General features: G+C 45.0%; 15 protein-coding genes. 7 read left to right on the forward strand and 8 right to left on the reverse strand.

What is annotated here, in order from left to right:
• Positions 1 to 4: 4 nt before the first annotated feature.
• Together dtd and OCV24_RS13550 are read right to left on the reverse strand one after the other, a co-directional pair.
• Positions 5 to 439, reverse strand: coding sequence for a D-aminoacyl-tRNA deacylase (gene dtd, locus OCV24_RS13545; RefSeq protein ID WP_004735590.1), 435 nt, complete (start codon positions 437 to 439; stop codon positions 5 to 7).
• Positions 411 to 1,352 carry a virulence factor BrkB family protein gene (locus OCV24_RS13550; RefSeq protein ID WP_017055597.1) on the reverse strand — a complete coding sequence of 314 codons (942 nt, stop codon included), beginning with the start codon at positions 1,350 to 1,352 and terminating at the stop codon, positions 411 to 413. The genes dtd and OCV24_RS13550 overlap by 29 nt, the downstream gene beginning before the upstream one ends.
• A 42-nt stretch (positions 1,353 to 1,394) precedes the next feature.
• Between OCV24_RS13550 and OCV24_RS13555 the strand changes: the two genes are divergently transcribed.
• On the forward strand, positions 1,395 to 2,036 hold the full coding sequence (locus OCV24_RS13555) for a DUF2959 domain-containing protein (RefSeq protein ID WP_150879106.1): 642 nt from the start codon (positions 1,395 to 1,397) through the stop codon (positions 2,034 to 2,036).
• A gap of 43 nt (positions 2,037 to 2,079) precedes the next feature.
• Positions 2,080 to 2,610 carry an AAA family ATPase gene (locus tag OCV24_RS13560; protein ID WP_150879108.1) on the forward strand — a complete coding sequence of 177 codons (531 nt, stop codon included), beginning with the start codon at positions 2,080 to 2,082 and terminating at the stop codon, positions 2,608 to 2,610.
• A 189-nt stretch (positions 2,611 to 2,799) separates the two neighbouring features.
• On the opposite strand, the gene typA is transcribed toward OCV24_RS13560, so the two are convergent.
• Entirely contained in the window at positions 2,800 to 4,632 is a 1,833-nt protein-coding gene (gene typA / locus OCV24_RS13565) for a translational GTPase TypA (RefSeq protein WP_077679802.1), read from the reverse strand.
• Positions 4,633 to 5,193: 561 nt separating this feature from the next.
• Between typA and glnA the strand changes: the two genes are divergently transcribed.
• The 5 genes from glnA to OCV24_RS13590 all read left to right on the forward strand — a co-directional run bounded on the left by glnA (position 5,194) and on the right by OCV24_RS13590 (position 12,787).
• The gene (glnA, locus tag OCV24_RS13570; RefSeq protein ID WP_017055592.1) at positions 5,194 to 6,603 is read left to right on the forward strand and encodes a glutamate--ammonia ligase; all 1,410 of its coding nucleotides are present in this window, start codon (positions 5,194 to 5,196) and stop codon (positions 6,601 to 6,603) included.
• 207 nt (positions 6,604 to 6,810) lie between these two features.
• Positions 6,811 to 7,374: a DUF4124 domain-containing protein gene (locus OCV24_RS13575; RefSeq protein WP_017055591.1), complete on the forward strand. Its 564-nt coding sequence runs from the start codon at positions 6,811 to 6,813 to the stop codon at positions 7,372 to 7,374.
• 167 nt (positions 7,375 to 7,541) lie between these two features.
• On the forward strand, positions 7,542 to 8,618 hold the full coding sequence (glnL, locus tag OCV24_RS13580; RefSeq protein ID WP_029626872.1) for a nitrogen regulation protein NR(II): 1,077 nt from the start codon (positions 7,542 to 7,544) through the stop codon (positions 8,616 to 8,618).
• Between the two features lie 110 nt (positions 8,619 to 8,728).
• Positions 8,729 to 10,132, forward strand: a complete 1,404-nt coding sequence (gene glnG / locus OCV24_RS13585) for a nitrogen regulation protein NR(I) (protein ID WP_060466895.1) — start codon at positions 8,729 to 8,731, stop codon at positions 10,130 to 10,132.
• A gap of 108 nt (positions 10,133 to 10,240) precedes the next feature.
• Positions 10,241 to 12,787, forward strand: a complete 2,547-nt coding sequence (locus OCV24_RS13590; RefSeq protein ID WP_150879110.1) for a phosphodiesterase GepA — start codon at positions 10,241 to 10,243, stop codon at positions 12,785 to 12,787.
• 97 nt (positions 12,788 to 12,884) lie between these two features.
• Here the strand turns inward: OCV24_RS13590 and hemN are convergent, their stop codons facing one another.
• From hemN to OCV24_RS13615, 5 genes are all read right to left on the reverse strand, one after another.
• On the reverse strand, positions 12,885 to 14,276 hold the full coding sequence (gene hemN / locus OCV24_RS13595) for an oxygen-independent coproporphyrinogen III oxidase (RefSeq protein ID WP_137007551.1): 1,392 nt from the start codon (positions 14,274 to 14,276) through the stop codon (positions 12,885 to 12,887).
• 318 nt (positions 14,277 to 14,594) lie between these two features.
• Positions 14,595 to 15,083 (reverse strand): DUF2489 domain-containing protein, encoded by a 489-nt coding sequence (locus tag OCV24_RS13600; protein WP_017055586.1) that lies wholly within the window; start codon positions 15,081 to 15,083, stop codon positions 14,595 to 14,597.
• A 6-nt stretch (positions 15,084 to 15,089) separates the two neighbouring features.
• Positions 15,090 to 15,647 carry a Der GTPase-activating protein YihI gene (gene yihI, locus OCV24_RS13605; protein WP_136979614.1) on the reverse strand — a complete coding sequence of 186 codons (558 nt, stop codon included), beginning with the start codon at positions 15,645 to 15,647 and terminating at the stop codon, positions 15,090 to 15,092.
• Positions 15,647 to 16,285: a class I SAM-dependent methyltransferase gene (locus OCV24_RS13610; protein WP_060466890.1), complete on the reverse strand. Its 639-nt coding sequence runs from the start codon at positions 16,283 to 16,285 to the stop codon at positions 15,647 to 15,649. The genes yihI and OCV24_RS13610 overlap by 1 nt, the downstream gene beginning before the upstream one ends.
• 557 nt (positions 16,286 to 16,842) lie before the next feature.
• Positions 16,843 to 17,460, reverse strand: a complete 618-nt coding sequence (locus tag OCV24_RS13615) for a c-type cytochrome (RefSeq protein WP_017055583.1) — start codon at positions 17,458 to 17,460, stop codon at positions 16,843 to 16,845.
• Positions 17,461 to 17,595: the final 135 nt, after the last annotated feature.

The raw sequence follows: 17,595 nt of genomic DNA on the forward strand, positions 1-17,595 counted from the left end.
AAGCTTAAACCTGTAGCCAGAATGTCACTGGACCATCATTAACCAACGACACTTTCATGTCGGCTGCGAATCGGCCACGTTCCGTTGGCAACACTGATTCACATTGGTCTGAGAAATAGTTGTAAAGACGCTCAGCATCTTCTGGGTGAGCACCACGAGAGAAACCCGCTCGTGTCCCTTTCTTGGTATCGGCTGGCAAAGTGAATTGAGACACCACCAATACCTTACCTTCTACCTGCTTCACGTTTAGATTCATTTTATCGTCTTCATCTCCAAAGACACGATAAGTCGTTACTCGTTCCATCAAACGTTTGGCTTTGGCTTCGTCATCACCTTTTTCTACGCCTAACAGCACCAATAAGCCTTGCTCAATCTCCCCAACGACTTCGCCATCAACACGGACGGCAGCTTCACTTACTCTCTGGATCAGTGCTATCACTGTTGTTTCCTTGCTCTGTGATTTTGTCTTTATCTGACGAGTGTACCACTTCTTGCGAACCACTCCACTGTTCGTGCTCACCGAGCGCAGCGGTCACTTCAGCCCCGACTAACACAATAAGCCAACACAAATAAATCCAAACAAAGAGAATCGGAATCGCCGCTAGCGCACCGTAAATCAACTGGTAAGACGGAAACTGAGTAATGTAAGCCGCAAAGCCTTTCTTGCTGAGTTCGAACAACAGAGCCGCCACGAGAGAACCAACTGCCGCATGAGAAAAGTGTACCTTTTTATTTGGCACTAGCAGATACAAACCGAAGAAAGCTAAGAAGGAAATGATCAAAGGAAGCTTTCGAATGACCGTATTAAATGCGTCAGACACGATGTCATGTTGCAACAAACTTAAGGAAGTGACATAAGAAGTGACAGCAATGCTCGCTCCTACCAAAATAGGTCCAAGCGTTAATACCATCCAATACATAGAAAAAGACAACACCGCACGTCGCTTTTCGGTCACACGCCAAATGTAGTTCAGGTTCTTATCTATATTGGAAATCAACATCAAGGCTGCGATAAACAAAAACACACTGCCCACCGCCGTCATCTTGCCCGTATTGGCGACAAACTCAAGCAAGGCACTGTTCACCGCATCACCTGACGCAGGCACAAAGTTGGTAATAATGAAGTTTTGAATCACCAGACCGACATCGGAAAAAACTGAAAACGAAGACAAGGTAGAGAGCAAAACCGTCAGCATCGGCACGATCGAGAGTAAAGTAATGTAAGCCAAATAGCCCGCATTTACGTTCACTCTATCGTGTGCCATCCGCGTGAGAAGATAGCGGTAAAACTGGATGCTTCCAGTGATTGCGTTTTTTATCTTCAACTTGTAACCCTCTTGTAACTCGTTCATAGTCCTAATTAATATTCCGTCATTTAACTATAGGAAACTAGGATGCCTTATTTAATCGTTATAGTCCTCTCTATTTTCACGCTTACTGGGTGTCAATCCGCTTATTACTCCGCTATGGAGCAAGTGGGCTACCACAAGCGCGATATTATGGTTGATAGAGTAGAAGACGCGAAAGAGTCACAACAGGACGCTCAGGAAGAGTTTAGCAGCGCGCTAGAGGCGCTCAGCAGCCTGACTAACTTCAGTGGTGGCGACCTTGAAGATATGTACAACCAAATCAACGATAAATACCAAGACAGCGAGAAAGCCGCGCAAAATGTCAGTGACCGCATCGCTGCCATTGAAGACGTATCCGATGCGCTGTTCGCCGAGTGGCAGAGCGAACTAGACCTCTACACCAGCGACTCACTGCGCAGCTCAAGTGAACAAAAACTGCGAGACACTAAATCGTCTTACCAAACGATGCTGTCAGCAATGAAACGCGCTGAGAAGAAAATGGACCCAGTACTCAATACCCTTCGCGACAACACGCTTTATCTAAAACACAATCTCAATGCGAGTGCCGTAGGTTCATTGCAAGGAGAGTTTATGAGCTTAGAAAAAGACATCGCTTACGCGGTAAAGCAGATGAATACCGCGATAGCAGAATCAGATAAATTCCTAGCTCAGCTAAAACAGAAATAATACTAGTTGAAGCTAGCCAATATAAGTTAAGTAGTCACTTGTTATGAGCCCAATCATTATCACTGGCGGTCCCGGAGCCGGAAAAACAACCTTAGTGAATGCCTTAGGTTGCGAAGGTTACCCTATCTTTTCTGAATCCTCTCGCCAGTTAATTGAACAGCAAAGTCAGCTTGAAGGTGGAGTCCTGCCTTGGCTAGACTTACCGGGATTTGCTCGCCTGTGTTTAACGTTGATGAGTGAACAGAAGGAACAAGCTAATCAACATCAAATTACATTTCTCGATCGCGCGATCCCAGATATCTGTGGTTACCTAACTCAGGCTAACCTTGAGATTAATGAGATTTACCGAGAAGCCAGCAAAGGCTATCACTCCCAAGTCTTGTTCTGTCGTCCTGAGGCGTCGATTTACGTACAGGATGATGTTAGACCTTATCCCTTTGAGGAAGCACTAGAGATTCACCACGCGCTAGTAACAATCTACCAAGAGCTTGGTTATGAGGTGGTTGAAGTGCCGTTTATGTCAGTAGAAGCGCGTGTTTTATTTGTTAAAAACCACCTAGGTATCAAAAATTAGCCCCCCAACGCAACCACTCCTCCCGCTTGAGGATAACGAATACTTGAACGCCCTTCGTATCTCGCATCTCGTTTACCCGTATCTATGCTAATGCCACACAAAACAAAAGCCCCGAGCAGCATAGTCGCTACTCGGGGCTTTTTTAACTAAAACGTATAGTTAGCTCTAAACTAACTCGCCTGCAGACAATTAGTCTTTAGCTGGGCGAGAAGCGCGCTTACGTTCGTTTTCAGTAAGAAGCTTCTTACGGATACGTACGTTTAGTGGCGTTACTTCTACTAGCTCATCTTCATCGATAAACTCAAGAGCTTGCTCTAGAGTGTGCTTGATCGGTGGAGAAAGAACTTGTGCTTCATCAGTACCAGATGCACGAACGTTCGTTAGTTGCTTACCTTTCAGACAGTTTACTGTCAGGTCGTTTGAACGGTTGTGAATACCGATGATTTGACCTTCATAAACTTCATCCGCGTGCTCTGTGAATAGACGACCACGAGCTTGAAGGAAGAATAGTGCGTAAGTCAGAGCTTTACCCGTTGCGTTCGAGATAAGAACACCATTATTACGCTGACCAATGATACCGCCTTTGTAAGGGCCGTAGTGATCGTATGAGTGGTAGATAAGACCAGAACCAGACGTCATTGTTAGGAATTCAGTTTGGAAACCGATAAGACCACGAGAAGGCATCATGAAGTCCATGCGAACACGGCCTTTACCATCTGGAGCCATATCCGTTAGCTCACCTTTACGCAGACCGATGCTTTCCATGATTGCACCTTGGTGCTCTTCAAGTACATCGATAGTCACCGTTTCAAACGGTTCCATTTTCTGGCCATTTTCTTCTTTAATGATTACTTCTGGACGAGATACTGCTAGCTCAAAACCTTCACGACGCATGTTTTCGATAAGGATAGATAGGTGAAGCTCACCACGACCTGATACACGGAAACGGTCTGGACTGTCAGTTTCTTCAACACGTAGTGCAACGTTGTGTACGAGTTCTTTTTCTAGACGCTCAAGGATATTACGTGAAGTAACAAACTTACCTTCTTTACCCGCGAACGGAGAAGTGTTTACTTGGAACGTCATTGTTACTGTTGGTTCATCAACAGACAGAGCTTCCATCGCTTCAACATTGTTTACGTCACAGATAGTGTCTGAAATTTTCAGCTCACCAAGGCCAGTAATCGCAATGATGTCACCAGCATTCGCTTGTTCAACTTCGTGACGGTCAAGGCCTAGGTAACCTAGAACTGTACCGACTTTACCGTTACGTTTCTTACCGTCAGAACCAACGATAGTTACTTGTTGGTTTGGCTTAACAGAACCACGTGTAACACGAGCAACACCGATAACACCGACGTAAGCGCTGTAATCAAGTTGCGAAATTTGCATCTGTAGAGAACCGTCAAGGTCAACGGCAGGCGCGTCTACTGTATCAACAACCGCTTGGAACAATGGTTCCATGTCTGTACCAACTTCGCCTTCTTCCATTGTTGCCCAACCGTTTAGAGCTGAAGCGTAAACAACGGTGAAGTCCAGTTGCTCATCGGTAGCACCTAGGTTGTCGAAAAGGTCGAATACTTGATCCATAACCCAATCAGGACGAGCGCCTGGGCGGTCAATCTTGTTGATTACAACGATTGGCTTAAGACCGTGTGCGAATGCTTTTTGCGTTACGAAACGAGTTTGAGGCATTGGGCCATCAACTGCGTCAACGATAAGCAGAACAGAATCAACCATAGACATGATACGCTCAACTTCACCACCGAAGTCCGCGTGTCCCGGAGTATCTACGATGTTGATGCGGTAATCATTCCAGTTAATTGCTGTGTTTTTAGCAAGAATGGTAATGCCACGCTCTTTTTCGATGTCATTCGAATCCATGACACGCTCTTCAGCTTCACCACGAGACTCAAGAGTGCCTGACTGTTGTAGCAGTTTATCAACCAAAGTCGTTTTACCGTGGTCAACGTGCGCGATGATCGCGATATTTCTTAACTTATCAATCTGTGGAGTAGACATGGATTCTCGATTCACTCATAAAAGTAGCCGTCAGTTATCTCAAAAGTTTGGATAATAACCGCTAGCTTGATTTAAAAAACGGTCAATAATATACCAGATTCTAGACAAAAACCTAGAAATATGTGATCTGAACCAAAGCTTTTTTCTTAGTTAGCGATTCATATCCGCTAACTTTGAGCCAGTACGGTGCTGCACAGCTAAATTCGCAGAGCTCTAAAAAAACATCGCACGTGAGCTGCGAGCTAAATCTCTGGCAAAACCATAAAAGTGGATTGACAACTTAAGCAATTCATTGCTGAATGGTGCTCTCATATGTCATATATTGGTGCACAGGCAAACAACTGCACCAATAAAGTGCAATGGAGGATCATTTTGGTGCAAAAATTAAAATGAACAACACAGACAAACAAGTAAACCGTTGAAATTAATGGAATAATTTTTTTGGCACGTTTTTGGCTTTAGATAAATCAGCATCGATTAATGCACTTATAGACATTAATCAATGCTAGTTTCAACCGAATCGAGCTAATACCGAATTAATAACACTGGAGGTTATCCAAGATGTCAGTAGAAAATGTACTATCCCTGATCCAAGAGAACGAAGTTAAATTTATCGACTTACGTTTTACTGATACAAAAGGTAAAGAGCAGCACATCTCTATTCCTTCTCACCAAGTTGATGCAGACTTCTTCGAAGAAGGCAAAATGTTTGACGGCTCTTCAGTAGCTGGTTGGAAAGGCATTAACGAATCTGACATGGTAATGATGCCAGACGCAGCCTCTGCTGTACTGGACCCATTCACAGAAGACGCAACACTAAACATCCGTTGTGACATTCTTGAGCCTGCAACAATGCAAGGCTACGACCGTGACCCACGCTCTATCGCTAAACGTTCTGAAGAGTACCTACGTTCTACAGGTATCGCAGACACAGTTCTAGTTGGTCCAGAGCCAGAATTCTTCCTATTTGACGACGTTAAGTTCTCAAACGATATGTCGGGTTCTTTCTTCAAGATTGATGACGTAGAAGCAGCTTGGAACACAGGTTCTGACATCGAAGGCGGTAACAAAGGTCACCGTCCTGGCGTTAAAGGCGGTTACTTCCCAGTCGCTCCTGTAGATTCATCTCAAGACATCCGTTCAGCAATGTGTCTAGTAATGGAAGAGATGGGCCTAGTCGTTGAAGCTCACCACCACGAAGTAGCAACTGCGGGTCAAAACGAAATCGCAACTCGCTTCAACACGCTAACAACAAAAGCCGATGAGACTCAAATCTACAAGTACGTTGTGCACAACGTTGCTCACGCATTTGGTAAAACAGCGACATTCATGCCTAAGCCACTCGTTGGTGATAACGGTTCTGGTATGCACGTTCACCAATCTCTAGCAAAAGACGGCGTTAACCTGTTTGCGGGTGATAAGTACGGCGGCCTATCTGAAATGGCGCTTTACTACATCGGTGGTGTAATCAAACACGCTCGTGCAATCAACGCATTTGCTAACCCATCAACGAACTCGTACAAGCGTCTTGTACCTGGTTTTGAAGCTCCGGTAATGCTTGCTTACTCAGCACGTAACCGTTCTGCTTCTATCCGTATCCCAGTAGTACCAAGCCCTAAAGCTCGCCGTATCGAGCTACGTTTTGGTGACCCAGCTGCTAACCCATACCTATGTTACTCAGCAATGCTGATGGCTGGCCTTGACGGTATTAAGAACAAGATTCACCCAGGCGAAGCGATGGATAAAGATCTATACGACCTTCCTGCAGAAGAAGCGGCTGAAATCCCAACAGTTGCAGAATCACTACAAGAAGCTCTAGCTGCGCTTAACGAAGACCGTGAATTCCTAACCGCTGGTGGCGTATTCTCTGATGACTTCATCGATTCATACATCACTCTGAAATCTGACGATGTACAGCGCGTGAACATGGCGACACACCCACTTGAATTTGAATTGTACTACTCAGTTTAATCCTCAGTTGGAAGTGCTGCAGCCCTTACCCTAACAGGTGAAATCCACTGCAACATGTAAGAACTACTAAAAAATATTAGGCTCGCCTCGCAGGTGGGCCTTTTTTCTATTCTCCCCCCCTCTTCTTCTTCGTAACATGCCTTCTACCAAACACAATACAATCAACGCCAAACATCAAACCACCTGCGGTGGAAAGAGCCTAAACATATGAAAAATATACTGTTCTTAATCGGGTTAACCGTCGCACTCTCATGCACTGCTCAAACGGTATATACTTGGGTAGATGAAGATGGTGTGCTCCACTTTAGTGATACTCCTACCAGTCAAAGTGCCAAGTCCCTTCACTTACCTGACGTACAAGCTTCTGCGCCCGCGCCTAAATTTGAAAACTCGACACCCGTTGACGCTGCAGCTTCATCTGCAACTAAAACGGCAACGCCAGCTCAAACTCAACCAAAAACTACAGAACGCGAGGCACCAACTCAATTAACACTCACCATGCTAAATCCAGTTCATGATCAAACCATCCGTAGCAACCTCGGCTTAATCCCTGTTCAGATAGATCTTAACCGCAAACTCGGTATTGGAGAGCAGTTGCAATTGATGCTCGATGGACGTCGCTATGGCGCCCCGCAGACTCAAGCGAATTGGCAACTCAAAGACATAGAACGAGGCACACACACCATTGCCATTCAAGCACATAGAAGCGGCAAGCTTATTGCATCTACTAGTCCAGTCACCGTGTATTTACATCGAGCGACGATCAAGTAGGCCAATGTGCAAAAAGAGACGAGATTACCTCTACTTTTCACCGAATCGAAGCAGCTTTCAGCGACCCTAATGAATTACCTTTAGCTTCTGATTGATATGCGCCATACTTGAACTTAGCTTCGCACCAACTTGGTGCAGCGATAAAACACCAGTTCAAGGACGAAACAGTGAATCGATCAGCCAAAAGCGACAGTATAGATACAGATCATCTTTCCAGCGCCATTCTCGACAATATGGTGACCTCGACATTGATGCTCGATGAGCAACTGTATGTCCGATACGCCAACCCGGCGGCTGAACAGCTCTTTTCACAGAGCGCACGACGCATCGTTGATCATCCATTGAGCCAACTTATCCAGCACGCCTCTCTCGACTTAGCACTGCTCACTCAACCACTACAAAGCGGCCAGAGTATTACCGACAGTGACGTTACCTTTGTCGTAGACAACCGCCCATTAATGCTTGAGGTAACGGTTAGCCCAATTTCTTGGCAGCGTGAGACGTTGTTATTGGTTGAGATGCGTAAGATAGACCAACAAAGACGACTCAGCCAAGAGCTCAACCAACACGCGCAACAACAAGCGGCGAAGTTACTGGTGCGCGGGTTAGCGCATGAAATTAAGAACCCTTTAGGTGGTTTGCGAGGAGCCGCGCAGCTGCTTGGAAAGATGCTCCCTGATCAATCTCTGAATGAGTATACGCAGATCATTATTGAGCAAGCAGACCGCCTGAGAGCCCTAGTGGATAGGCTTCTTGGCCCGCAAAAGCCGGGAACTAAGTCAGAAGAGAACCTTCACCAGATTCTAGAAAAAGTCCGACAGTTGGTAGAGCTCGAATCGGGTTCAACGCTCGCTATCGAACGAGACTACGATCCAAGCCTACCTGATATTTTGATGGACTCTGCGCAAGTTGAGCAAGCTATGCTCAATATCGTGAGTAATGCCGCACAGATTTTAAAAGCCCAGGAATCAGGGAAAATCACCATTCGCACCAGAACAGTGCATCAAGCAAACATTCATGGGCAGCGACATAAGCTCGCTGCTCGCATTGAGATCAGCGATAACGGCCCAGGCATTCCCGACGAGTTAAAAGACACCCTGTTTTACCCCATGGTCAGCGGACGAGAGGGTGGCACAGGGCTTGGGTTATCGATATCTCAAAACCTCATCGATCAGCACAATGGGAAAATTGATGTTGAGAGTTGGCCGGGTAATACCACATTCACGATTTATTTGCCGATATAGGCGAAATCTTGTTTCCCACTGGAAACAACGTTTCATCGGCAACAACAAATACCGAACAATAAAAACAACAATGATTATCACAATAGATTTGGCTGCAAAGGAATTGAATTATGAGTAAGGGATACGTTTGGGTCGTCGATGACGACAGTTCTATACGCTGGGTCGTAGAGAAAACACTGTCATCTGCGGATATTAAGTGTGAAACATTTGCTGATGCAGAGAGCGTATTGCTCGCTCTTGAGCGCGAAACACCAGACGTTCTGGTGTCTGATATTCGAATGCCCGGCATTGACGGGATTGAGCTGTTACATCAAGTTCATCAGCGCTCCCCCGACCTGCCAGTGATCATCATGACCGCACACTCCGACCTTGATGCTGCGGTAAACGCTTATCAGAAAGGCGCTTTTGAGTATCTGCCTAAGCCGTTTGATATCGATGAAACGCTTACTTTGGTAGAGCGAGCCATCGCACACAGCCAAGAACAGAAGCGAGAACAAGCCAGCGAGGTGGTCGAAGAGACTAACGCACCCGAAATCATCGGTGAAGCACCGGCGATGCAGGAAGTTTTCCGTGCCATAGGGCGACTATCGCGTTCATCTATTTCTGTTCTCATCAATGGTGAATCGGGTACCGGTAAAGAACTGGTCGCACATGCCTTACACCGCCACAGCCCTAGAGCAAAGAACCCCTTTATCGCTCTTAACATGGCCGCAATCCCCAAAGATCTCATCGAGTCGGAGCTATTTGGTCATGAGAAAGGTGCCTTTACTGGCGCAAATAGTGTTCGCCAAGGACGTTTTGAACAGGCTAACGGTGGCACGTTATTTCTTGATGAAATTGGTGATATGCCACTCGACATTCAAACTCGCTTACTGCGTGTGCTTTCTGATGGTCAGTTTTATCGCGTGGGTGGCCACTCTGCGGTTAAGGTCGACGTTCGTATCGTGGCGGCAACCCACCAAGATCTTGAACGATTAGTGCATGAAGGTGGCTTCCGTGAAGACCTTTTCCACCGACTCAATGTTATTCGAATTCATATCCCTGCACTGCGCGAACGTAAGCAAGACATAGAAAAGCTCACTCATCACTTCCTAGCTTCAGCCGCTGAAGAGCTCGGGGTGGAAGTGAAGACACTGCATCCTGAGACGGTTTTAAAACTGAATCAGCTGAATTGGCCCGGTAATGTTCGTCAGCTTGAAAACATTTGCCGTTGGCTCACCGTCATGGCCAGCGGTAGTGAAATACTCCCTTCAGATCTGCCACCGGAGCTGTTGGAAGAGAAAACAGTGACCACTTCAGGATCTGGAGATAACTGGCAACAACTGCTCGCTAATTGGGCAAAATGTGCACTTGATTCAGGAGAAAAAGAATTACTCACTTATGCTCTTCCTGAGTTTGAACGGATACTGCTGGAGGCTGCACTCAAACATACCAATGGTCACAAACAGGACGCAGCCAAAGTATTGGGATGGGGGAGAAACACCCTTACTCGTAAGCTCAAAGAACTGTACTAAGCTTATATGACTATCGGTGCAGCTACTTTTTTAATCAAAAAAGTGTCGCTTGGTGTTAATAGTATCAGTACAATTAAAAAACGACATTCACCAAAACTGTAGCTAAAAATGTCTTTGAAAACACAAATTACATTGAGAACCGCAGTGGTTCTGCCATTCGTGATGATTTTTCTGTTCACTATGGGCGTAATGGTTTTCACTCAAAAGCAGAACTATGAAGAAACGGTGAGTGATCTTAGTACACGCCAACTAACATCACTCACTGATAACGTTCATCAAAGCCTCACAGAATTTTTAGAAAAGCCGTTTCTCGCTAACCTTTCACTCAGTCACAACATTGGTTATCACCACCTTTACCAAGCTGGTCACCTCAGTAAGGTCCAAGACTACATTCTTTATAAGTTTTCGAATCATTTTACGACTGTACCTCAACTCGATGTGATCGGCTTTGGCTCTGAAAACGGTAACTACGTCGGTTTCCGTAAAGAAGCTAATAATGGTTACACCTTGATGGTGCAAGATGATCGCACTCAAAATCAACTCGTGATCTATCGTGGTAGCCAGATCAGTGACGATATACGTTCAGTCATTTCGGGATATGACCCAAGAGTTCGTCCTTGGTATACGCCTGTTGCTAACCAGAAAAAAGCCTCATGGTCTCCGATTTACACTAATGCTGATGAACGCCAAGAGATCACCTTATCTGCCCTCGCCCCTATCTATGACGGCAACGAATTTAAAGCGGTTATCGTCAGTGACATCAAGCTCAATACCTTTAACGTATTTTTGAATAACTTGAAATACAAAACCGATGCCTCTGTCTACGTCATTGACCAAAAGCAGCGCTTGGTTGCGCACTCCGGAGGAGGCAAGGTTGTCTCCAAAAGGACGGATAAAAGCCACACAAGTCAGCGCTTATTGGCTACAGAGAGTGACAACCCAATAATACGAGAGAGCGCCAGTTACGTTAACCAATTCCATTTGATTGAAAACAGGCAAATACAACGTTTCGACTTTACTCTGAATGGCGAGCGATACTTCAACCAGATAACGCCTTACGAGGATGAACATGGCATCACATGGTTTATTGGTATGTCGATCCCTGAAACCAACCTACTCGGTGCATTACCAGAAAACCAAAGAAACAGCTGGTTACTTGGACTAACGCTGAGTTGCATTGGTGTCATCGCCGGATTAATTGCTTTTAATCGAGTGACCCAACCCATCACCTCCACCGCAGATGCAGCAAAAGGTCTAGCGACTGGCGATTGGGACAGCAGCATGCCGAAACCAGGTAATATCTATGAAACTAGCATGTTGGTAGAAGCCTTTAATGAAATGACTAACAACTTAAAGGCTTCTTTTGAACAATTACAGTCTCAACTTACCTATGACTCATTAACCAAATTGTACAGCCGAGAAGGTTTTATCGATGCTGTACAGAAAAATACAAAAACCGAGAAAGGCACACTGTATTTAGTCGGTATTGATCGCTTTCGCGACATTAATGACAGCCTAGGCCATTACAATGGCGACCAACTGCTCATCATCGCAGCCGCTCGTTTGAGAGGTACGCTACCATCTGAGTATCTATTGGCACGTACTGGTGGTGATGAATTTGCGATTTACGCGCCTGACGCTCTCCAAGAGGGGGGGGTTCATCAGATCACTAACCGCTTACTCCAAACCTTTGCGGCTCCATTTGCCATGGAATCCGAGAATGTCGTGATCAATGTCTCTATCGGTGTGGTTCATGTTTCAGGCACTAAAGATATTATATTGTGGCTGCGTAACAGCAGTATTGCCTTGAGTAATGCCAAGCAAGACAAGACTCGCGTCAGTATATACAGCCCAGAGATGGGCAACGCTTCTAGGCATCGAACCCAGATGCTAGCACGCATCAATCGAGCAATTGAGCAACAACAGTTCGAGCCTTTCTATCAACCAATCATAGACCTTGAATCTGGCTCCCCGATAGGTGCAGAGGCTCTGGCACGATGGGTAACGAAAGAGGGCGTCATTTCACCACTTGAATTCATTCCGCTTGCCGAAGATACAGGGCTTATCTACGATATCGGCAAACAAATACTACACAAGTCCTGTCGAGATACCGCCATCGCCATTGAGTTAGGAAAATGGGACGAAGACTTCTCTCTGCACGTTAACCTTTCTGTCGATCAACTCACCGAAAACGGTTTCATTGACTTGGTTAAAAACACTTTGTCTGACACCAAGTTACCGGCCAAAAACCTCACATTAGAGATCACCGAGTCACGCATCATCGACAATGATCCAACGATCATCGAAAACATGCTAACGCTGAAAGCATTGGGTATCTCAATTGCGATTGATGATTTTGGTACCGGCTACTCATCGCTTGCTTACTTGCACAAGCTGCCATTTGATTGCCTTAAAATCGATCGCAGCTTTGTTAGCAAACTCGATCAAGAGAACCTCGACAGCTCCATCGTCGCAGCCATCGTTAACATCACTAAAGGTTTCAAAGTAAGCTTGGTAGCCGAAGGCGTTGAAACTCAGCAACAGGCTGAACTACTCAAGCAGCTACAGTGTCCACTAGCTCAAGGTTTCTTATACAGTCGCCCTGTTCCTTTTGATCAGTGGCCTACCAACATCACGAATCACAACAGTAAATAAAGCATGGCGTAACAATCAGCAGAGAATCGAATAAACCAAATACAAAAATGCCAGCATGATGCTGGCATTTTTTACATTTCTATTCTCAATCGAGCGATTAGATAACGCGAGAGAATTGTTGTTGGCGAGCCTTAGCGCGCAGGTATTTATCAAAACACATACAGATATTACGAATCAACAAACGGCCACGCAAAGTCACGCGGATTTCCTTGTTATCGACTTCAATTAACCCATCATTAATGAAGGTTTGTAGAAGCTCTAAGTCTTCCTTGAAGTAGCGATTAAAGTTAACTGAAAACTCAGATTCAATCGTGGTTTTATCAAGCTTAAAGTTACAAATAAGCTGCTTAATCACCTCACGACGCAGCAGATCATCATCGTCTAGTACCACCCCTTTCCAAAGGGCATGGCGCAGGTCATTGACCTGAGCGTAATACTTCTTCAGCTCTTTTTGGTTCTGCGCATAAGCATCGCCTACCATAGAGATAGCCGAGACACCAAAACCAATCAGATCACATTCACCCTGAGTGGTGTAGCCTTGGAAGTTACGATGCAGGATGCCTTCACGCTGTGCAACCGCGAGCTCGTCTTCAGGTAATGCGAAGTGGTCCATGCCGATGAACTGGTAACCCGCACCCGTTAGAGTCTCGATGGTATCTTGCAGAATCGCCATTTTCTCTTTTGCTTCTGGCAGGTCTTCGTCTTTAATCTTACGCTGCGCCGCAAACAGCTGCGGCATGTGTGCGTAGTTAAATACCGATAAACGACCCGGTTTCATTTCAAGCACTTGCTTCAGTGTTTCAGCGAACAAAGCTTGAGTCTGTTTTGGCAGGCCGTAGATCAAATCTAGATTAGTCGAACGGAAGCCTAACTCTTTAGCACGTTGAACCATCGCAATAATGAACGCTTCATCTTGCTCACGGTTAACCAGCTTTTGGACTTCTTTGTTAAAGTCTTGCACGCCAATACTCAGGCGGTTGAAGCCTTCACTACGCAGGTGATCGAGAACGTCTAGTTCAATCTCACGTGGGTCTACTTCGATACTGATTTCAGCATCCGCAGTGAAGTTAAACTCATCACGCAGAATCATCATCAAGCGAGTGATTTGTATTTTGGTCAAGAACGTTGGCGTACCGCCACCGAAATGCAGTTGAGTCACTTCACGGCCATTCAGCAGCGACGCACGCTGGCGAATTTCATGCTCAATCACATCAAGGTACTCATCCGCTTTATGCGAGTGACGAGTAATGACCTTGTTACAACCACAGTAGTAACAAAGTTTGTGACAAAATGGGATGTGCACGTAAAGAGAGAGGGGACGCTCTGGGTATTGAGTACACGCCATGTCGTAATCAGCGACGGTAAACGCTTCATGAAACTCCAACGCTGTTGGGTATGAGGTGTAACGAGGTCCCGAATAGTTATACTTGTTTAAGATTTCTTGATCCCAAACGATTTGCTGATTCGTTGTTACTGGCTTGCTCGACATAGCGGTACTTCCAATTTAGATCCGCGAGAACCTAAGGTCTCTCAAATCATTTTACATACATTAAAATATAGACGGGCTATTTTGCCACACGACCTGTAAGGTCGTTCAAGACAAAATCAATTTTTCAAAGAAAAACTCAGAACTGCTAGCTTGATCACTAACAAAGCGTCGGGATTAACGAGACGCAAGAGGTAAGAAGGCTCGTTTAACATTCGGTATTCAAGACAATACTATTGAAGACAATGTGTCCTAAAAGCAATATGCCTTAAGAATAACGTGTATATTAAACAAACCTCTATATTTAAAAGTCTGTCGTGACTAGATCATCTGAATGCTGATTTGGTTGTTGAGAGGCTTGACCTTCTCCTGCAACCTTTTCAAATCTTCGATAACCGCATCATTCAAGCGAGTCTCTGCCTTGTGGCGTGTGAGATTCTGCTGCATGCGTTCTTTTTTCGTCAGTTCCTGTCTTGCCTCTCCTCGCGCCATATCTTTAACGATATGGTACAGCTCAGAAAGAGCAGGATATTCCGAATCAAAATCGACACGTTCATCACCCTGAACATTATCCATTATGATACACACTCGGATACTGATCTCAGGTAAATCACACTGGCCTTGGATACCCGCTAAACACAAGGTATTTACGTTGTCGTAAATCGTTGCGTTACGTTTTTCAATGGCGAGTGCTTGATGCTGCTTTTGCAACTCCGTCTGCTTCTTCACTTGAAGTAGAAGGTAACCTGCGTAAGAGCCCAAGCCGAGAATGATCATTCCACCAGCAATTGCTAATAAGGTTACGTTCATTGGCTATTAACCTTTAAAGCTGTCTAAGTCGATGTCTTCAAATTGAGATAACAAGTCTTCATCAGAGTTTGTTTTCTTCTTCGATTCAACTGCTGTTTCTTCGAAGATCTCTTCTTCATCGTCTTCTGGCTCTAACAGACCTAAACGGCCCATCAGGTGTTCGATACGATCAAGCTTCTCATCAACAAACTTCTGTAGACCTGCACCTAGGTTCTCACCATTTTCGATACGATCTAATAGTGTGTTCAGTTGAGCATCGTTCTCAAGCATCTCTAACTCTTGTTCGTTAGATAGCTTACGTTCTTGTTTAGTCGGCTTCTTCGCTGGTTCAACAATCAGTGGGATTTTTTTCTTGCTGCCTAAACGTGGATCGCGATCTTGTGCAGCTTTACGCTGTTTTGCTTCGCTACCATCTGAATGGCGGCTGCCAGACTTAAGACCTTTGCGCTTTTTAACACGCTTACGCTCACGACCTTCAACATCAGATTCACTACGGTTACGAGTAACCATAGGTTCCGGAGCGCCAAGTGCGCCCGGCTTTCTTGATTTCTTACTACGACCCATTACTGCACTTTCCTCAGTAAAATTACATCATTTCCAAAAAATTCTAGTTCGAGCTTATCCCGCTCTGCCAAAAACTGGAATGTTTGACGACTAAAGAAGACGACATGTGTCGGGTCATTCTTGTAGTGCCAACCAGCGAACGCGTCTACGTCTATTACTAGCTTAGTCATAAGACCAATCCAGCCTTTGGGTTTAACTAAATTCAACCATTGCTGCCACACCTTGTCTGGATGATAAAGATGTTCAATCACCTCCGTGGCAGTCACAAAGTCATACGTTTTTTCCAACACAGAAGGCTCTGGATGGTAATAGATATCGTACAACTCCACGCTGTGTCCGGCTTCTTCTAACATAATAGATAGCGTAGGGCCCGGTCCACAACCAAAATCCAACCCTTGTGAGTTAGATGAAATTTTGTCTGTTAGTGGATCCGCGATGCGAGATAGAAAGCGGCGATAACCTTCATCACTAGGATCATTCTCATGGAGATCATAGTGTGCTTTCTCTTCTTTTGCTTCTAACCTTTGTTCAGGTTTAACAAATACCAGTTCACATTGCTGACACTGCAGATAGGCTCTGCGTTTGTCTTCAAAATAGTGATTCACGCCTTGGTGATGGCATAAGGGACAAGTATACATAGCACATCCTTAAACAGGGATGCGAAACATACCAGAAACTGAGTTTATAGTGGAGAGGTATTGGGTGTTTTTTCATCAAATCAATAAAAAAAGCGATAGGAAAACCTATCGCTCTCTAAATCTGCCTTTATCGGCCAAAATTTGCATACTCAACTTGGTACACAAATCTCCCTTTGTTATTGGTGCTTTCCATGCCAAATTTGTTTGTTGTTCATCGTCCTGATGAGTTTTGGCTATCCTTTTCTAACACCTTGTTGCTGGGCTGTCCTAGCCTGATCCGTTTCTGTCTATACCTTTAGACTAGATGATCATCCGTATCTAAGTCAGCTCCTAGCTGATGGCGATTACTTTACCCGGTTACAAAAAGACTACAAGAGTGCTACTTCACACTTTCGTACACGAATCGACCACACATTGATAAATCAGACATTAAATAAAAACACATAAATAAAATCCACACAAAAGAAAACACCCCAACCATTACTGATCAGGGTGTCTCTTTAAACTCGCTCGAACGTACATTTCTTAACTCTGGCTAAGAGCAAGAAACCGACAAATTAGTGTAGACCACCAACGTACTTCGATAAGGTATCAATGTCTGCGTCTGTTAACTTTTTAGCTACATCACGCATCATCGCATTCATGTCGTTATTACGGCTATCATCGCGGAATTTCTCAAGTTGAGCCTTGATGTAATCTGCGTGTTGGCCTGAAATTTTAGGGAAACCAGAAAGTTCGGTGCCGTTACCACGAGGGCCATGACAAGCAGTACACGCTGTTAGGCCGCGTTCTGAGTCACCCGCCGTGTAAAGAACCTTACCTTCATCTACAACATTTTCAGGAGTAGAGTTATTAGAGATAGGGAGAGATGCGTAGTATGCCGCTAGGTCAGCCATATCTTCTTCAGATAAAGGCATCGCCATTGCACCCATTACAGGTTCATAACGACCTTGTTTACCACCACTCGTCATACCTAACTTAAGCTCTTTTAACTGCTTTATTAGGTACTTCTCATGTTGACCAGCCAGTTTAGGGTACTGGGTGATCAGACTGTTGCCGTCAGCACCATGGCAGGCGACACATGTTTGTGATTTGGCTTTACCAGCTTCAATACTACCTTGAGCCCATACTGAGCAGCTGGCTAAAAGACTCAAAATTAGCGCTAATTTCTTCATGACATTCCATTATAATTATCAAGCTTCCAGTACCACTCTATGTTGCCACTCATGGTACAATAGGCGACCTTATGCCGAGCACGGTTATTTTACACAAATTCACAAAAAAGTAATCAATCGACTACACAAAGTCGA

The organism is Vibrio kanaloae, from assembly GCF_024347535.1.
Taxonomy (GTDB): Bacteria; Pseudomonadota; Gammaproteobacteria; order Enterobacterales; family Vibrionaceae; genus Vibrio; species Vibrio kanaloae.